Here is a 16,972-nt window from a genome sequence, read left to right on the forward strand (position 1 = left end):
TGGATTTAGGGGAGTGAAGGCGATGAACGAACTCATCAAACAATTAGTAGAGCAGGCAATCCGTCACCAGTTAATTCAACCGGAAGACGCGGTGTATGCACGAAACCGATTATTGGCGTTGCTGGGCGAAGCAGCTTACACGGATCCGGGTACTGTCGACACCGCGTCGATTCCCGACATCCTGGATGCGATGATTGAACAACAGATTGCTGCCGGACAATTGGCAGCGCGTCTTGACGAGAAAGAACGGTTGGCAGCGGAACTGATGGATGTGTTCGTCGATCGTCCGTCGACCATCACTTCGACCTTCCGTCGGTTGTATGCGGAAAGTCCGCAACAGGCGACCGATTACTTCTATCAACTCAGTCAAGCGAACAACTATATTCAAACAAAACGAATCGCTAAGAATATTCAATACCAGGCGGATACGGTGTATGGTGAAATCGATATTACGATCAATCTCTCGAAACCGGAAAAAGATCCGCGTGAAATTGCGGCGGCGCAAATGGAAATCGTTGATTCGAGCTATCCGACGTGTCTGCTATGTGTTGAAAACGTCGGTTATGCCGGCCGCATCAATCATCCGGCCCGAGCCAACCACCGGATTGTTCCGCTTTCCCTTGAAGGCGAAGCGTGGGCGTTGCAATACTCCCCATACGTCTATTACAACGAACACAGCATCATCTTGTCGCAGGAGCACCGGGACATGGTGATTAACCGTCAAGCCTTTGCGCGGTTGCTTGAATTCGTTGCTCAGTTTCCGCATTATTTTGCCGGGTCGAATGCCGACTTGCCGATCGTCGGCGGTTCGATTTTGACGCATGACCATTATCAGGGTGGTCGTTATGAATTTGCGATGGACCGGGCACAGGCGTTGCACGAGTTTGTTTTACCGGATCATCCGGATGTCACCGGCGAAACGCTGCACTGGCCGCTGACGGTCGTGCGCTTGAGCAGTTCCGATGCGTCGGCCTTGCTCGATGCAGCAGACGAGGTGTATCAGACTTGGTTGACGTACGAAGATACCGAGCATGAGATCATTGCGGCAACGGACGGTGTCCGCCATAACACGGTGACACCGATTGCCCGGATGCGCGGAGAACGATTTGAACTGGATTTGGTTTTGCGCAATAACCGAACGTCGGCGGAACATCCGGACGGCATTTTCCATACGCATGCGGATATTCACCATATTAAACGCGAGAACATCGGTTTGATTGAAGTGATGGGACTCGCTGTTCTGCCGGCCCGTCTGCTCAGTGAACTGAAAGAAGTCGAACAGTTCATCACCGGCACAAGCCAGGTCGCTCCGTCGCACCAAGCTTGGGCGGAAGAACTGAAGGCAACCTATGCCGGACAAGACGTATCAGACTATGTCCGCCAGGCTGTCGCAGCAAAATTCGTTCGCGGTCTCGAAGATTGTGGTGTCTTCAAGCAGACGGAGCACGGACAAGCCGGACTCGGTCGGTTTCTTGAGACAGTCAGCCGCCAAGTGGCAGGTGATCGGCGATGACGGAACAGACGCAGTTGATTCAGGAAACGGATCTCATTCGTCATACGCTGACGCAACCGGGAATTGAAGTCGAGATTTGGAACTATGGCGGTATTATCAATGATATCCGTGTTGCGGATCGGGACGGCCGGATCGAGAGTGTCGTCTTGGGTTTTGATACATTAAAGGAATACCAGGATCATTCCCCGTACTTCGGGGCAATCGTCGGACGGGTCGCCGGACGCATCGGCCAAGCGCGGATGGAAGTCGAGGGCACCGTTTATCCGTTGGCAGCCAATGACGGAGAGCACCATCTTCATGGCGGGATTCACGGATTTGATCAAGCACTGTTTGAAGTCATGGAGATGACGGAAACGCAGCTCCATTTACGGCACGTCAGTCCGGATGGAGCGGAAGGTTATCCCGGTACTGTCACGCTGGATGCGATTTATCAACTCGACGGTCTTGCCTTGAAGTTGACGATGCATGCGACGACGGATCAGACGACGCCGTTGAATCTGACGAATCATACGTACTGGAACCTGTCCGGGAACTTACAACGGGATATACTTGATCATCAATTGACGATCCCGAGTAAAACGTATTTACCTGTTGGAGACGATTTGCTGCCGACCGGTAAATTGCAGGACGTGTCAGGAACACCTCTTGATTTTCAAACCGGGCGACGGATTCGAAGCGGAGCAGAATCCGATCATCCGGAAACGGTAGCCGCTGGAAATGGATATGATCATCCGTTTCTCTTATCAGGGCAGCCAATCCGGTTGGAAGACGCGTTAAATGGCCGCTATGTAGAAGTGACGACGAATCAACCGGTCGTCATCCTCTATACGGGGACACAACTCGAAACAAACTATACGATTCGCGGTGTCGCTTCACGTCCGTCACTCGGTCTGTGTCTTGAGACACAGGTCCATCCGAATGCCGTCAAAGAGGCATCTTTCCCGGACGTGTTAGTACGACCGGGCGAGACATACCGCTGGGAAACGACATATCGCTTCGGGACAGATGGTTCGTAAAGGACGGACAGATGGATTTCAGGCAACATGGGGACCAGTCAAACAAGAACCGTGAACCGTGTGTAGCGAGTAATTCTTTTTTTACGAGATAAGGGTGGCAGATTATCATTCTGCCACCCTTATCTTTGTAGAGACTGACTTTTGAGTCAGCCTCTTGTTTGTTTATCAGCGATTTTTGAACCCGCTTATCAGAACTAATTATTCCGGAGCATCAAGCAGGGAACGACCGTCGGATTAGAGAAAGGGATGGACACGAAGAGGAGGAGAGAATATGCGTTACCCAGCGACACCTTGCATTACCTTGAATGGCACAGCGGCAGAGGCCATTGCGTATTATGACCGGACATTGGGGTTAAAACCACGCCGCATCTTATCGGAAACAAATGCGCTAGGTCAACAGGAAATCTTTCATGCCCATTTGGCGAATGGTGCTTTTGAATTGATGCTGTGGGACGTCTCGTCAGCGCTTCCGGCGGCTTCGCACATCCTGCTGCTGCTGTCATTTGAGACGACCGAAGAAATTTCAGCCGCCTACACGGCACTGGCAGAAGACGGTCAGATCATGGAAGCGTTGGGCGTGCCGAGTTTCGGTGGGTTATATGCTCAAGTGACGGATCCTTTTGGGGTCACTTTCGTTTTGGAGTACTCCGAAAACGGACGCGAATCAGCCGGTTAACTGTTCCAATGCTAATAGTTGCCGCTTCATATTCAATCCACCCCAGTAGCCGGTCAAACCACCTTTTTTGCCGATGATTCGATGACAGGGGACGACGATCAAGACACGATTCTTGCCGATTGCCGTACCGACGGCGCGTGTCGCATTCGGTCGGTAAATCCGTTCCGCGATATCCGAATAGGTCGCCGTCACGCCATATGGCACGTGACGTAAGGCGTTCCAGACCTCCAGTTGAAAAGGGGTTCCGATCAAGTGCAGCGGAAACGAAAAATGGGTCCGTGTGCCGTTTAAGTATTCCATCAACTGTTCCTGATACGGTTGCATCATCCGGGTGTCTTCGATGAGATCCGCACGCGGCAACTGTTTCCGAGCCCAGTCGGGAAACAGGTCAGCCGGTTCGTTTAAGGCGCCGACGTAACACAGTCCATCCGTCGTCGCAGCAATCGGGAATGATGTACCGTTCCAGTTCAGCATCGTAAAGTACAAGTCCATCGTTGTCCCTCCTTCAACTAAAAAAATTCATACAACAAACCGGTCACTGTTCAGTTGACCGGTTTTTGGATTACGACTTCGTCAAGATAGCTTGTTGCCGGGGGGATAAGTGGATAGCTTGTCCAACCAAAGATTCGATGGCTTCCGTCCAGGCTTCATTCCGGCTCGGATGCGGCATGACCGGGAAACGGACATCTTCTTCCTTGGCCGCCATTTCAAGCGCTTGGGCAAAGGTGCCGGCGAGTTCAACCGATCCTTCGCCAATCATATGAACACCTAATAACAGACTCGTCGTGGCATCCGTGACGACTTTGACAAATCCACTGCCGGCTTCAATCGTCGTTGCACCATTGGCGTTTAAGGAGAATTGACCAACCCGGACGGCATGACCGGCATCCGTCGCCGCTTGCTCCGTCAATCCGATCGAGACGATCGGTGGAAGGGAGCGGATGACCGTTGGATAATAGGGCATCGTCGGATCAGGGGATTGTCCTGCCAACTGTTCGGCGGTTCGTTTGGCTTCATGAATGGCCCGGATTGCCAGTGGCGGACCGGGTGTAACGTCACCAAGCGCATAAATATGGGGCCGGCTCGTTTGCCCGAACGGATCGACAGGAATCGTGCCGTCTTCTGCCATCGTCACACCGATGCGTTCGAGACCCAACTCCAGTGTGTTTGGAATCCGTGGTAACGAGTGGAATAAAAATGGAGCGGTCCAGGTCGTTTCCTGTCCTTCTTTGACGACGGTGACCGTCACTTCATCCGTTGTCTCGATGGCGGTCACGATGCCCGTTACGAGTCGGATTTTTTGTTTTTTAAAGAGCCGCCGCAGTTCTTTGTCGAGGCTCGGATCGAGCTGAAACGCGTCGGCGATCAATGTGACTTGTGTGCCGAGTGCCTGAAAACTCATTGCTGCTTCAATCGTGATATAGTCCTGACCGATGATGACGAGCCGGTCCGGCAAGTCGGTCAGCTGGTAGAGTTGTTCTGCATTTAAGATGAGAGGGGACGTCTGCTGAAGACTATGGCTTCCAGTTGCGATCACGACATCATTGAACCGGTACGTGTCGAACTGATGTCCCTGTTCGACACCGATCCGGTCGTCCGCCAAGAACGAGGCGGTCCCTTGGATGTATTCGATGGCGTTTGCCTGGCATAAAGCTTCGACGCCGGTGCGTAACTGATGGACGATCCCGTCCCGGTACTTTACCAATTGGTTGAAGTCATGCGTCGGTTCGATCGAAAAACCGAGTGCAGTCAAATGGTTCATTTGTTGTTTCACTTCCGCCGCATGCGCGACAACTTTGGACGGGATACAGCCTTTGTTCAGACAAAGTCCTCCGAGCTGTGCTTGTTCAATTAAGGTCACTTTTCGTCCCAATTGACTGGCGCGAATCGCAGCTGTATAGCCGGCCGGACCGCCGCCGAGAATCAACAGATCACGTTCTTGGGTCAGTTCACCAACAACCATTTAGATCAACTCCATCAATAAAGTAGTGGGGTGTTCGATCAGTCCGGCAAACCGGTTCGTAAAGGCGACGGCGGTCGCGCCGTCCGCCACACGATGATCAAAGGACATCGACAGATTCATCATCGAGCGGATGACAATTTGATCCTGGTCGTCGACACAGACCCGTTTTTTCGTTTTGTGGAAGGCGATCAGCGCCGTTTCCGGATAATTGATGATCGGGGTCGCTCCCGTACTGCCAAGAGGGCCGACATTACTCATCGTAAAGGTGCTTGGTTTCAGATCCGCAGCGCGCAAGTCTCCCGTCTTAGCGCGGGAAGACAGTTCCGCGACACGCGTATGCAACTGTTGCATCGTCAGTTGGTCGGCGTCCCGGACGACCGGGACAATCAGTCCATCCGTCGTCTCGGTCGCAACACCGATATGATACTGTTGCTCGAGGATAATCTGTTCGTTTGCTTCATCGAGTTTTGCGTTAAAGACCGGGAAGTCTTGGAGCGCGACGATCAAGGCTTTGATGAAAAAGGCATTGACGCTGATTGGTTTACCGGCCGCCTTTAATTCTTCGCGCAAGGCGAGCAATCGAGTCATATCCACTTCTTCAAAATGCGTGACGTGCGGAATCGTAAAGAGGGATTGCGTCATTTTTTTCGCAATCTGTTTCCGGATGCCGCGGAACTGAATCGTTTCGACCGGTTTAACAGAAGGTGTACTTGTTTGTTCGACGACCACTGCCTTCTCGACAGAAGCAGTTTTATCGAGGAACCGCCGGACATCCTCCTCCGTCACGCGACCGGACGGATCGGAAGGTGGAACTTGTTCCAGATCAATCCCGTGTTCGCGCGCGATTTTTCGGGTGTAGGGGGTAGCCAAGACACGTCGACTACTCGGTGGAACTGGTGGTGTTAGGACAGACGGTTGTACTTTAATCCGTTCAGGCGTCTGCCGGGTTGTCTGTTCCACCGTCACAGCCGCCTCTGTTTCAAGGGCTTCAATCAATAATAAGACCGTTCCGACGCCAACCGTTTGTCCTACAGGAATTAACAGGTCGGTGACGACACCGGATACCGGAGCCGGCAGTTCAGCGACCATCTTGTCCGTCGAGACTTCGACGACCGGCTGATCAATCGTGACCCGATCCCCGACCTGGACCAGATAGTTCGCGATTTCACCTTCCGTCATCCCTTCACCGACGTCATGCAGCTTTACTTCAATCATCACGTTCACTCCTTAAAAATCGACCGTACGCTGGACCGCTTCAAGCACACGCGTCGGCGTCGGGATGTAATGGTCCTCGAGGGCGAATAATGGAACCGGCACGTCGAACCCGGTGACCCGGGCAATCGGTGCCCGTAAATATAAGAACGAGGTATCGTTGATCAGCGCAAGCAAATCATTGCCAAGACCACCCATGGCTTGTGCTTCATGGATGATGACAGCCCGTCCTGTTTTTTGGACGGATGCCGCAATCGTCGTCCGGTCAAGCGGATAGAGAGTCCGTAAATCAATCACTTCACAGGAAATGCCGCGGGTTGCAGCTTCCGTCGCGGCTTTTTGTGCAACCTGCACCATCGCGCCCCATGCGATCAGCGTCACGTCCTGACCTTCCGTGACACAGTTCGCTTTCCCGATTTCAACCGTATACGCTTCACTCGGAACCGGTTCCTTAAAGGCCCGGTAGCTCCGCATCGACTCAAGGAATAAGACCGGATCCGGATCTTCAATCGCTGCAATCAATAAACCTTTGGCATCATACGGCGTGGAGGGGCAGACGACTTTCAAGCCGGGCATCGAGGTGAAGAGGGCTTCCGTACTGTCCGAGTGAATTTCCGGCGCCCGAATGCCGGCCCCATAAGGCGCCCGAATGACCATCGGCACGCCGTAACGCCCCATCGTCCGCATCCGGATGCGGGAGACGTGGGTCATGATTTGTTCGTAAGCAGGGTAGATGAAACCGAGAAATTGGATTTCGACGATCGGCTTAAACCCGTTGACCGCGAGACCGATCGACGTTCCGACGATTCCCGCTTCGCTCAGCGGCGTATCGATGATCCGGTTCTCACCGAACTCTTCCTGTAGACCGTCCGTTGCCCGAAAGACACCACCGTTTTTTCCGACATCCTCGCCTAGTACAAGCGTCGTCTCATCGTCCGTCAGTTTTGTCCGTAAGGCATCGGTGACAGCCTGGACGAGCGTCATCTCCGTTTGTCGATTGATAGGTGTCGCCATGTCAATTCCCCCTTGCGGTCAGATAGTCCGTTTTTTGACGGACTAAATCGTCCGGTAATGTTGCGTACGTATGGTCGAATAAATCATTGACGTCAGGAGGCGGGAAGGCTTCCATCGTCTTGACGGCGGCTTCGACCTCTTCTTGATGACGGGTCCGGATTGCTTCGATTTCCTGCTCGTCATAGAATCCCTGTTCTTTCATGAAATCTTCCAGGCGGGTGAGGGGATCAATCCGGTCCCGGGAGCGTTCCTGATCCCGGTATTTCGATGGATCATCCGCTGTCGTGTGGGCACCGAATCGCCATGTGACCGCTTCGATTAAGGTCGGACCGCCGCCGGAGCGGGCTCTTTCAAGTGCCTTTTGCATCGTGAAGTAGACGGCGAAAACGTCATTCCCGTCAATCCGGACGCTCGGCATACCATAAGCTAATGCTTTTTGAGCAATCGTTTCCGAATGCATCTGTTTTTGAATCGGGACGGAAATCGCATACCCGTTGTTTTGATTAAACAAGATGACCGGAGCCTGGAAGACGCTGGCAAAGTTCATGCCTTCGTGGAAATCACCTTCCGATGTTGCCCCGTCGCCGAAGTAAGCGACAGCGACTTGGGTCGATCCTTTTCGTTTTTCCGCCCAGGCCGCACCGACCGCATGCGGGATTTGTGTGGCAATCGGAACAGCGGGTGGGAAGATATGCAGCTCATCGGTCGGGACACAGCCTTCGACGCGGCCATTCCAATACAAAAACGTCCGGACCATGTCGGCGCCAAACGTCAGCGTCGCCCCGTGATCCCGGTAGGTCGGGAAGACCCAGTCTTTGTCCTGCAACGCATACGCACTGCCGACCTGTGCCGCTTCCTGTCCTTCGAACGGGGCATAGGTACCGAGCCGTCCTTGACGTTGCAGATTGATCGCCTTCCGGTCAAACGTCCGGATCCGGTTCATATGTGTGAATAGCGCGAGGCTCAAGTCTTTTGTCAGCAAATCGGTTTTAGATGTATCGATTACGTGTCCCGCATCATCAAGGATCCGGTAAATCGGAAATTCAGTTTCCATCAGTGTCACCTCCATTAGTCGTTACGGATGTTCCATTTCGGTTTGATCGTATTCGTAAAGATGTTGTTATGACGAGAGCGGATTTGAATCCGTTTGTTACACATCCGATTGGCTGCTTCGAGTGTCGTGATCGATTCCGCATGAGACTCGTGGAATACTTCGAGGACGGCATCATAGATATGTTTTGTTTTTAATAAGACACGTTCATGATTCGCACCGTATAATTCGTCGGCAACTTGAATCAGACCGCCACCGTTGACGATATAATCGGGCGCATATAAAATGCCGCGTTGCTTTAATTCGAGCGCAAGTGCATCGTCGGCGAGTTGATTGTTGGCCGATCCACAGATTGCCTTACACTGGAGCTGTCCGATGTTCGTCGATTGGATGACACCACCATAGGCACAAGGGACAAAGATGTCGGCATCCGTCAGATGAATTTCATGAGCGGAAATGACACGAACCGTTCCAGGTGTTTTTTCCGCTTGCTCGACGAGAGAAGCGAGAACGGATTCGCTCAAATCGGACACGTACAGGTTGGCACCGGCAGACAATAACTGTTCTGCGACTTTATAGCCGACCTTTCCCAGTCCTTGGACAGCGTAACTGGCCCGGCTTAAATCATCCGATCCGTATAACGTTTCGACCGTTGCCCGTAATCCGTAAATGACGCCTTCCGCCGTAGGAATTGATGAATCCCCACTACCGCCGAAGGCTTCCGGAATTCCGACGATCCGTGACGTTTCCCGGCTGGCATGAACGAAATCGTCCATCGTCGTTCCCATGTCCGTCCCGGTATAGAAACGTCCGCCGAGTGAGTCGACGAAGCGTCCGAAGGCCCGGAACAATTCGGGGGTTTTATCCGTCGCCGGATTACCGATGATGACGGCTTTACCGCCGCCGAAATCGACGTCAGCTGCTGCACATTTATACGTCATGCCACGTGACAGCCGCAAGACATCATCGAGTGCTTCGTCGACAGTCGAATACGGTGCCATTCGGCAACCACCGAGGGCTGGTCCGAGTGTCGTATCGTGAATGGCGATGATCGCCTGCAAACCGGACACCGGATCGTTACAAAAAACGACTTGTTCGTGACCGGAAATTTTCTCCATGATTGATGGTGATGGATCCGTGGATGGGTTCAACATATTCATAGTAAACATCCTCCTGACGTATAGTAAGCGCTTTCATTTTAATCTTTAGAAAACACGCGGCGTTAACTTGTCCTGAATCCGCTGCTTAGTTAAGATGATTTGTTTGACTTCACCGAGACCGATGACACGGTCGCCGTGTCTGACTTCTACTTTTGTCAATACGCGGTCAGGTGTGAGTTCGATGACGGTGGCTTCGATCCGGATGTTTGATCCAAGTGTTGCCATTCCTAAATGCTTCAAGGAAACGGCACCACCGACTCCTTCTTCCTCTTGTTCCAGGTAGGGGAGGATGAGTTTTCGAGCGGCCCATTCCATATGATAGACCATCGAGACGGTTGAATAGGCCGGATGGACAACCACACCTTCAAACTGAGCGAACATTTCTTCTGTTACGATCGCTTCGATGACAGCAGAATCTCCGAGCGATAAACCGTTTTTCACACCAATTCCCCCTTGCCTGTGACCACAGCTGGTCTTACCAAAAATAGTATAACACTTGTCACACGATATTTTATCAATCAGTTACAAAATGAGCAAACATTTTCAGGAATATTTTCCAAAAAGAAATATCGTTTTCTGACTTTCTCTATAGGAAGGCTCTTTATTCAGACTTTTAATCGAATAAAGACCTGATAACAAGAAAGTTGGGAGCTTTTAACAAAATGAAGGATTGACAACATTGTGAACGTATCGTAGTTTAAGGGTATAACCATTTTAAAACGGACGTTTATTTATTGTGTTATATAAACGCGGGAAGGGGTGCCACTTGTATAACGAAATCCTGGAAACGATGGAAGCGGAAGAACGATCCCGCTTACAGCTTGCAAGTTTACGTGAGACCGTTCGCCATGTGATGGAACATGTCCCGTTTTATCACACCCGCTTCATGAAACGGGGACTTAATCCGGAGGCGTTCCAAACGATGGCGGATATTCAAAAGCTACCGTTCACATACAAAAGTGATTTGCGGGAACAGTATCCGTTTGGCTTGTTTGCGGTTCCGCCACAGGAAGCGGTCCGGATCCATGCTTCCTCCGGAACAAGCGGAAAGCCAACCGTCGTCGGTTATACACAAAGCGATCTGGATGATTGGTCGAAAGCTGTCGCACGTGGTCTGGTCGCCATCGGCGCGCAAAAAACCGACTTGTTGCACAATGCTTACGGCTACGGATTATTCACCGGCGGACTGGGTCTGCACAGCGGAGCCGAACGACTCGGCATGACGATTGTCCCCGTGTCCGGCGGCAATACGGACCGGCAGATCACATTGATCGAAGATTTTCAGCCGCGTGGAATTTGCGGAACACCTTCTTATATGTTGCATCTCGCGGAACGGATGGAAGAAAAGGGTCTAAATCCGAAGACGAGCAGCCTGCAGTACGGGATTTTCGGAGCCGAGCCGTGGTCGGAAGAATTACGGCAAACCCTCGAAGACAAGTGGGGAATCCGGGCGTTTGACATCTACGGTCTCAGCGAAATCATGGGTCCCGGTGTCGCGATGGAGTGTCAGGAACAGGATGGATTGCATCTGATGGATGATTTGTTCATCACAGAAGTCATTGATCCCGTAACGGGGGAACCGCTACCAGAAGGAATGGTCGGGGAACTCGTTTTTACAAGTTTAAAAAAGAAAGCGCTTCCAATCATTCGGTATCGTACCGGAGACTTGGCATCCGTCACAACAAAAGTATGTGCCTGCGGCCGGACGACGACCCGGATGTCGCGGGTCAAAGGGCGGACGGATGACATGATGATCATCCGTGGCGTCAATGTCTTCCCGTCCGAGATTGAACGGGTGTTGCTGCAACAACCGGGTGTCACACCGCACTATCAAATTCACCGGATTCAACGGGCCGGGCTTGAAGCACTGGAACTGCACATCGAGCTCGAAGTGGGGACAGCTGCTGAAGATATTAAGCGAGTCATCTGCCATGCCATGAAAACAGAATGTCTGATATCAGTGGATCTGATTTGTCACCCGCCATATGGACTTCCGCGATCGGAAGGAAAAGCTGTCCGGATCATTGACCGTCGCACAGAGTCTGAGAAGAAGTTTGTTTAAGCAGAGGAGGAACTGACATGTACGATGCAACGCATCTTTTTGAACCACCGGTCATGACAGAAGAAGAAAAATTGGAACGATTTAAAGAACGAATCGAAAATGGAGAAAAAATCGAAGCTGACGACTGGATGCCTGATTTTTATCGCGACACGCTGATCAAGTTGATTTCGATGCACGGAATAAGTGAAATCATGGGCGCTTTACCGGAAAAAGAGTGGGTACCCAAAGCCCCATCGTTACGCCGGAAGCTCGGCATCATGGCAAAAGTCCAGGATGAGATGGGTCACGGTCAACTCCTGCTGCGGGTCGTCGAGGACTTGATGAAACCGTACGGAAAAACGCGGGCAGACTTGATGGACGACTTGTTTACGGGACGTCTCAAATTCCATAACGTCTTCCACATGCCGACCCGTTCCTGGGCAGATGCCGGGACGATCGGCTGGCTCGTCGATGGAGCAGCAATCATTACCCAGACGAACATGCTCGGGGCTTCCTACGGACCATATGCACGGGCGTTGCAACGGATTTGTGCGGAAGAAGTGTTCCATGCCCAGCACGGCGAATCCATCATCATGGCACTAGCCGAAGGGACACCGGAACAAAAAGCGATGATTCAGGAATCACTTGACGAGTGGTGGGAATCTCTGTTGATGTTCTTCGGACCGGCGTCAAAAGAGACGACAGGGACGTCCAAACAAGACGTGACAATCGCTTATAAAATCCGGACGAAGACGAACGAAGAACTGCGTCAAAACTTCTTTACGAAATACGTGCCCCGGATCCGCTCGCTTGGTCTCGTCATTCCGGATCCGACATTACGGTTTGATGAGGAAACAGGACAATGGATTTACGCCCAGCCGGACTGGACGGAATTCAAGAAAATCATTCAAGGCGGCGGTCCCCGTTCGAAGGAACGACTCGCCTTACGTCAAACTTCGTATCAAAACAATGCGTGGGTGCGCGAGGCACTTGCTGAGACGATCGGCTGAAGGAGGAACCACCATGACGGAAACGTTTTATCAAGAGTTCGAGGTGTTCAGTAAACGGACGCCGAATGCTGCCTTTACACATCAGTTCAGTCTACTGGCACCGAATAAAGAGATGGCCTTAATGATGGCGCAGGAAAACTTCATGCGCCGCGAGCCGGTCGTCGACATCTGGGTCGTCAAGCGGGAAGATATCCGGGGGATGACACCCGATGAAAAGCAGATGTTGCAACGGCTCGACAACAAAGATTACCGAACGACGAAAGGGTACGGCTACCTGAAGAAAAAATGGCGTCATTATGAGCAGCAGATGCTCGACGAAAAAGAAATCATGTCCTGGCAAGGAGGCGATTCCAAATGACGGAAACAGAACGGTTGGCTTTGGCCTCACTGCTCTATCAACTGGCGGATGACGACTTTTTATACGCGTACCGGGGATCGGAGTGGCTCGGACTCGCCCCGCATATCGAAGAAGATGTCGCATCGTCCTCGATTGCTCAGGATTCGATGGGACATGCAGCGATGTACTATCAGCTGCTCGAAGAAATCGGTGAAGGAAAGGCCGATGCTCTGGCTCACGTACGACTCGCCCATGAACGAAAAAACTCCGTCCTCGTCGAACGGGTCAACGGACCGGGATACTATATGGAGAATCCCGAATATGACTGGGCGTATGCCGTCGTGCGCAATTATTGTTATACACTCGCGAAAAAGGTACGGGTCGATTCGTTGAAAAAAAGCAGTTATGCACCACTCGCAGCACTCGCCGTCAAGGTCAACATGGAGTTGTATTACCATCTGTTGCACTGGCAGACGTGGTTCACCCAGTTGTATCAATCGACAGAAACAGCACGTCAAAAAATGGACGCCGCCCTGGAACGGGTGCTGGCTGATTTCGGTGATTTGTTTGATTACGGGGAAGCGTCAGAAACGATTGATGAGATGCGCTTGATTGAAGGACAGGGGATTTTACTGGATCGCTGGTATCAGGCGCTGACGCCGGTCCTCGTCGATCTGAACGTCACGCTGCCGGAAATGAAAATGGCATATAACGGACGAAACGGAGAACATTCTTCTGATTTGAACGATGCCTTATCGACTCTCGGGGAAGTGTATCTACTCGATCAGTCAGCGGTATGGTGAAGGGGGAACGGCAGATGACGACAAGTTTAGAACAGGAGATTCGGCAGGCACTCGATACGGTCAAGGATCCGGAAATCGATGCGGTCAGTATCCTCGATCTTGGGATGGTCGAAGCGACGGACTGGACAGAGACACCGTTCGGATATGATGTCCGGGTTACATTACTCCCGACATTTTTAGGATGTCCTGCGCTTGATATCATCCAAAAAAACACCGAATCCGCATTGTTACAAGTACCTCGGGTCAATACGGTCGACGTCGTCTTCCTGTTTGATCCGCCTTGGACATCGGACCGGATCACGGAACAAGGGATTGCCGGTCTGAAGTCCTTTGGAATCGCTCCGCCGCGGGTCGTCGACGGTCGTTGGGAAATCGACTGCCCGTACTGTGAATCGACGTTCGTCTCGATTGAAAATCTGTTTGGTCCGACGGCTTGTCGCAGCATTTTATATTGTAAATCATGCAAAAATCCATTCGAGGCGATGAAACCCGTCTCTACTCTCATGTGAAGGAAGGTAATCATCATGGTAAAACTAATCGCGCTTTATACACATCCGGAGAACAAGGAACAGTTTGACGAGCATTACTTCAACGTCCACGGTCCACTGACGGCAAAGATTCCCGGTCTGCAACAGATGACGGTCACGAAGATCGTCGGTTCACCAATGGGCGGAGACGGTAAATATTATCTGATGTGCGAAATGGTCTACGAAAGCCATGAAACGATGAAAGCCGGCATGCGTTCGCTTGAAGGAAAGGCATCCGGTAAAGATTTGATGGGCTTTGCAGGAAATCTCGTGACGTTAATGATTGGTGAGGAAGTCCATGCCGACGCCACAGTACGTTAAGACAAGTATCGAGGGGCGAATCGGCCGGATTCGACTGAATCGGCCGGAACGTTACAATGCCCTGAACCGGACGATGATTCGGGAAATCGTCGAAGCGATGGAACGATTCGATCAGGATGAGGCGGTCGCAGTCATCGTCCTGAACGGTGAAGGAAAGTCCTTTTCAGCCGGAGCAGACATCGATGAGATGGTCGACGCGACACCGATTTCGATGGAACTTCTTGATCCGTTTGCTGATTGGGACCGGATCAGCCGGCTGCATAAACCGCTGATTGCGGCTGTCCACGGATTTGTACTCGGCGGCGGATTTGAACTGGCACTGGCCTGCGACTTGATCTATGCGACACCCGAGACCCAGTTCGCGTTTCCGGAGGTTGGACTCGGTGTCATGCCGGGAGCTGGCGGGACCCAACGATTGACGAAACGGATCGGGCGGACCCGGGCACTCGAGTGGTTGTGGACGGGGGACCGGATGCCGGCGTCGGAAGCACACCATCTCGGAATCATCAACCGGATCGTGGAAGCGGACCAACTCGAAGCAGACGTTTTGGCGGTTGCCGGACGGATTGCGGCACAACCCGTGATGTCCGTGCGACTGATCAAAGATGCCGTCGATAAGGCAGGCGATCTGTCACTGCAAGACGGCATGGACCATGAACGAAGAAATTTCTACTTACTATTCGGCACGAGTGATCAGACGGAAGGTATGCAAGCCTTTCTAGACAAACGTCAACCGACATTCAAAGGAAACTAAAAGGAGTGGGAGCTATGTCAACGGTACATGAAAAAACAATCGAGATGAAACGTTCCGTTTATCATCTGGTCATCAACGGCGAGCAAGTCGAAGGGGCATCAGGGGAGACATTCAAGACCTATAATCCGGCAACGGGCGAAGTCATTGCGGAAGTCGCGAAAGCTTCAAAAGCCGATGCCGATCGTGCGGTACAGGCGGCACGAGAAGCGTTTGATCACGGGAAATGGAAAATGTGGCCGGTCGGTCGCCGGGCGCAAGTTTTGAACAAAATCGCCGGCATCATGCGTTCACGATTCAATGAACTCGTGGAACTCGAGATTCTCGATACGGGAAAATCACTTGCCGCAGCACAAGGGCAAATCACGCAAGCAATTGAAGACTTTGAATTTTATGCCGGTGCGATCGTCGGTCACCGTGGTACCGTCAATAATGTGCCGGGGCAGTTCCATAACTACACAGAAAAAGAACCGGTCGGCGTCTGCGCCCAAATCATTCCGTGGAACTATCCGTTGATGATGGCGGCTTGGAAAGTCGCACCAGCGATTGCGGTCGGTTGTTCGGTCGTCGTTAAACCGGCGACCCTGACACCTTTGACAGCCATCATCCTTGGCGAGATTTGTCTGGAAGCCGGTGTACCGGCGGGTGTCGTCAACGTCATTCCGGGATCGGGCCGCGAAATCGGCAACCACTTGGTGGAACACCCGAATGTCGATAAAGTCGCCTTTACCGGTTCGACACCAGTCGGAAAAGACATCATGGGGCGGGCATCGGAAAGCTTAAAACGCGTCACATTGGAACTCGGCGGCAAATCACCGAACCTCGTGTTTGAGGATGCCGATATCACGGCAGCTGTCGACGGTTCGCTGTTCGGCATCTTTTACAACAGTGGTCAGTCGTGTGAAGCGCGGTCGCGCCTGTACGTCCATGAAGATATTTACGAAACGTTCATGGAACAATTCGTCGCAAAAACGAAACAACTGGTGCTCGGGAATCCATTTGACAAGGGCACACACGTCGGGGCAATCATCGATCAACAACAGCTCGATGTCATCGACGGCTATGTCCAGTCGGCGAAAGCGGACGGGGCAACGATTTTGACTGGGGGTCAAGTCGAGAAAGTAGCCGGTTTTGAAGAAGGTTTCTGGTATGCACCAACCATCATTGCCGATGTCACACACGAGATGAAAGTTGTCCAGGAAGAAATCTTCGGACCGGTCGTCGTCGTGATGAAGTTCAAGGATGAAAAAGAAGCTGTCCGTCTTGCGAACGATACGGAATTCGGGCTCGGGTCAGCGATTTGGACAAAAGACGGGGCACGGGCGACACGGATTGCCAATCAAATCAAAGCTGGTATCGTCATGATCAACTGTCCGTTTTCAGCCTTCCCGGGAACACCGTTTGGCGGATACAAACAATCTGGTTTCGGTCGTGAACTGTGTATCGAAACACTTGATTTATATACGGAAACGAAAAGTATCCTGTCGTATTACGGCAGTCGTCCACTTAATCCGTTCGGACTGTAAAAACCAAGCGTGCGGACGTTCGTCCGCACGCTTTTTTAAAGGGGGAAAATC

Annotated in this window: 18 protein-coding genes; 11 read left to right on the plus strand and 7 right to left on the minus strand. The window is 52.0% G+C overall.

Going from position 1 to position 16,972, the window contains the following annotated elements; translation table 11 throughout:
- The first annotated feature begins 22 nt into the window (after positions 1–22).
- From MUN34_RS12275 to MUN34_RS12285, 3 genes are all read left to right on the plus strand, one after another.
- On the plus strand, positions 23–1,513 hold the full coding sequence (locus MUN34_RS12275; protein ID WP_247857931.1) for a UDP-glucose--hexose-1-phosphate uridylyltransferase: 1,491 nt from the start codon (positions 23–25) through the stop codon (positions 1,511–1,513).
- Complete coding sequence (locus MUN34_RS12280; RefSeq protein WP_247857932.1) at positions 1,510–2,529, plus strand: aldose epimerase family protein; 1,020 nt, start codon at positions 1,510–1,512, stop codon at positions 2,527–2,529. The genes MUN34_RS12275 and MUN34_RS12280 overlap by 4 nt, the downstream gene beginning before the upstream one ends.
- 271 nt (positions 2,530–2,800) lie before the next feature.
- Positions 2,801–3,205 carry a VOC family protein gene (locus MUN34_RS12285; RefSeq protein WP_247857933.1) on the plus strand — a complete coding sequence of 135 codons (405 nt, stop codon included), beginning with the start codon at positions 2,801–2,803 and terminating at the stop codon, positions 3,203–3,205.
- On the opposite strand, the gene MUN34_RS12290 is transcribed toward MUN34_RS12285, so the two are convergent.
- The 7 genes from MUN34_RS12290 to MUN34_RS12320 form a co-directional block, all read right to left on the minus strand.
- On the minus strand, positions 3,194–3,697 hold the full coding sequence (locus MUN34_RS12290) for a methylated-DNA--[protein]-cysteine S-methyltransferase (RefSeq protein WP_026829371.1): 504 nt from the start codon (positions 3,695–3,697) through the stop codon (positions 3,194–3,196). The two genes, MUN34_RS12285 and MUN34_RS12290, sit on opposite strands and share 12 nt — an antisense overlap.
- A 70-nt stretch (positions 3,698–3,767) precedes the next feature.
- Positions 3,768–5,168: a dihydrolipoyl dehydrogenase family protein gene (locus MUN34_RS12295; RefSeq protein WP_247857934.1), complete on the minus strand. Its 1,401-nt coding sequence runs from the start codon at positions 5,166–5,168 to the stop codon at positions 3,768–3,770.
- Positions 5,169–6,383 (minus strand): dihydrolipoamide acetyltransferase family protein, encoded by a 1,215-nt coding sequence (locus tag MUN34_RS12300; protein ID WP_247857935.1) that lies wholly within the window; start codon positions 6,381–6,383, stop codon positions 5,169–5,171.
- 12 nt (positions 6,384–6,395) lie between these two features.
- Positions 6,396–7,394, minus strand: coding sequence for an alpha-ketoacid dehydrogenase subunit beta (locus MUN34_RS12305; protein WP_247857936.1), 999 nt, complete (start codon positions 7,392–7,394; stop codon positions 6,396–6,398).
- Between the two features lies 1 nt (position 7,395).
- A complete protein-coding gene (gene pdhA / locus MUN34_RS12310) occupies positions 7,396–8,448 on the minus strand; it encodes a pyruvate dehydrogenase (acetyl-transferring) E1 component subunit alpha (protein WP_247857937.1) in 1,053 nt (350 codons plus the stop codon).
- 14 nt (positions 8,449–8,462) lie between these two features.
- Complete coding sequence (locus tag MUN34_RS12315; protein ID WP_026829366.1) at positions 8,463–9,605, minus strand: Glu/Leu/Phe/Val family dehydrogenase; 1,143 nt, start codon at positions 9,603–9,605, stop codon at positions 8,463–8,465.
- 45 nt (positions 9,606–9,650) lie between these two features.
- On the minus strand, positions 9,651–10,046 hold the full coding sequence (locus tag MUN34_RS12320; RefSeq protein ID WP_247857938.1) for a thioesterase family protein: 396 nt from the start codon (positions 10,044–10,046) through the stop codon (positions 9,651–9,653).
- A gap of 325 nt (positions 10,047–10,371) precedes the next feature.
- On the opposite strand from MUN34_RS12320, the gene MUN34_RS12325 reads away from it, so the two are divergent.
- From MUN34_RS12325 to MUN34_RS12360, 8 genes are read left to right on the plus strand one after another with little or no spacing between them, the layout of a single operon-like run.
- Entirely contained in the window at positions 10,372–11,667 is a 1,296-nt protein-coding gene (locus MUN34_RS12325; protein ID WP_481804380.1) for a phenylacetate--CoA ligase family protein, read from the plus strand.
- 17 nt (positions 11,668–11,684) lie between these two features.
- Positions 11,685–12,656, plus strand: a complete 972-nt coding sequence (gene paaA / locus MUN34_RS12330; RefSeq protein ID WP_071499513.1) for a 1,2-phenylacetyl-CoA epoxidase subunit PaaA — start codon at positions 11,685–11,687, stop codon at positions 12,654–12,656.
- A gap of 13 nt (positions 12,657–12,669) precedes the next feature.
- Positions 12,670–13,014 (plus strand): 1,2-phenylacetyl-CoA epoxidase subunit PaaB, encoded by a 345-nt coding sequence (paaB, locus tag MUN34_RS12335; protein ID WP_026829362.1) that lies wholly within the window; start codon positions 12,670–12,672, stop codon positions 13,012–13,014.
- The gene (gene paaC, locus MUN34_RS12340; RefSeq protein WP_247857939.1) at positions 13,011–13,796 is read left to right on the plus strand and encodes a 1,2-phenylacetyl-CoA epoxidase subunit PaaC; all 786 of its coding nucleotides are present in this window, start codon (positions 13,011–13,013) and stop codon (positions 13,794–13,796) included. The genes paaB and paaC overlap by 4 nt, the downstream gene beginning before the upstream one ends.
- Positions 13,797–13,810: 14 nt before the next feature.
- Entirely contained in the window at positions 13,811–14,305 is a 495-nt protein-coding gene (gene paaD / locus MUN34_RS12345; RefSeq protein ID WP_247857940.1) for a 1,2-phenylacetyl-CoA epoxidase subunit PaaD, read from the plus strand.
- A 15-nt stretch (positions 14,306–14,320) separates the two neighbouring features.
- Entirely contained in the window at positions 14,321–14,644 is a 324-nt protein-coding gene (locus MUN34_RS12350; RefSeq protein ID WP_247857941.1) for an EthD family reductase, read from the plus strand.
- Positions 14,622–15,398 carry an enoyl-CoA hydratase/isomerase family protein gene (locus MUN34_RS12355; RefSeq protein WP_026829359.1) on the plus strand — a complete coding sequence of 259 codons (777 nt, stop codon included), beginning with the start codon at positions 14,622–14,624 and terminating at the stop codon, positions 15,396–15,398. Before MUN34_RS12350 ends, MUN34_RS12355 begins: the two co-directional genes overlap by 23 nt.
- 14 nt (positions 15,399–15,412) lie before the next feature.
- The gene (locus MUN34_RS12360) at positions 15,413–16,921 is read left to right on the plus strand and encodes an aldehyde dehydrogenase family protein (protein WP_026829358.1); all 1,509 of its coding nucleotides are present in this window, start codon (positions 15,413–15,415) and stop codon (positions 16,919–16,921) included.
- Positions 16,922–16,972 lie beyond the last annotated feature (51 nt).

It is taken from the genome of Exiguobacterium sp. 17-1, from assembly GCF_023096305.1.
Classification (GTDB): domain Bacteria; phylum Bacillota; class Bacilli; order Exiguobacteriales; family Exiguobacteriaceae; genus Exiguobacterium_A; species Exiguobacterium_A sibiricum_A.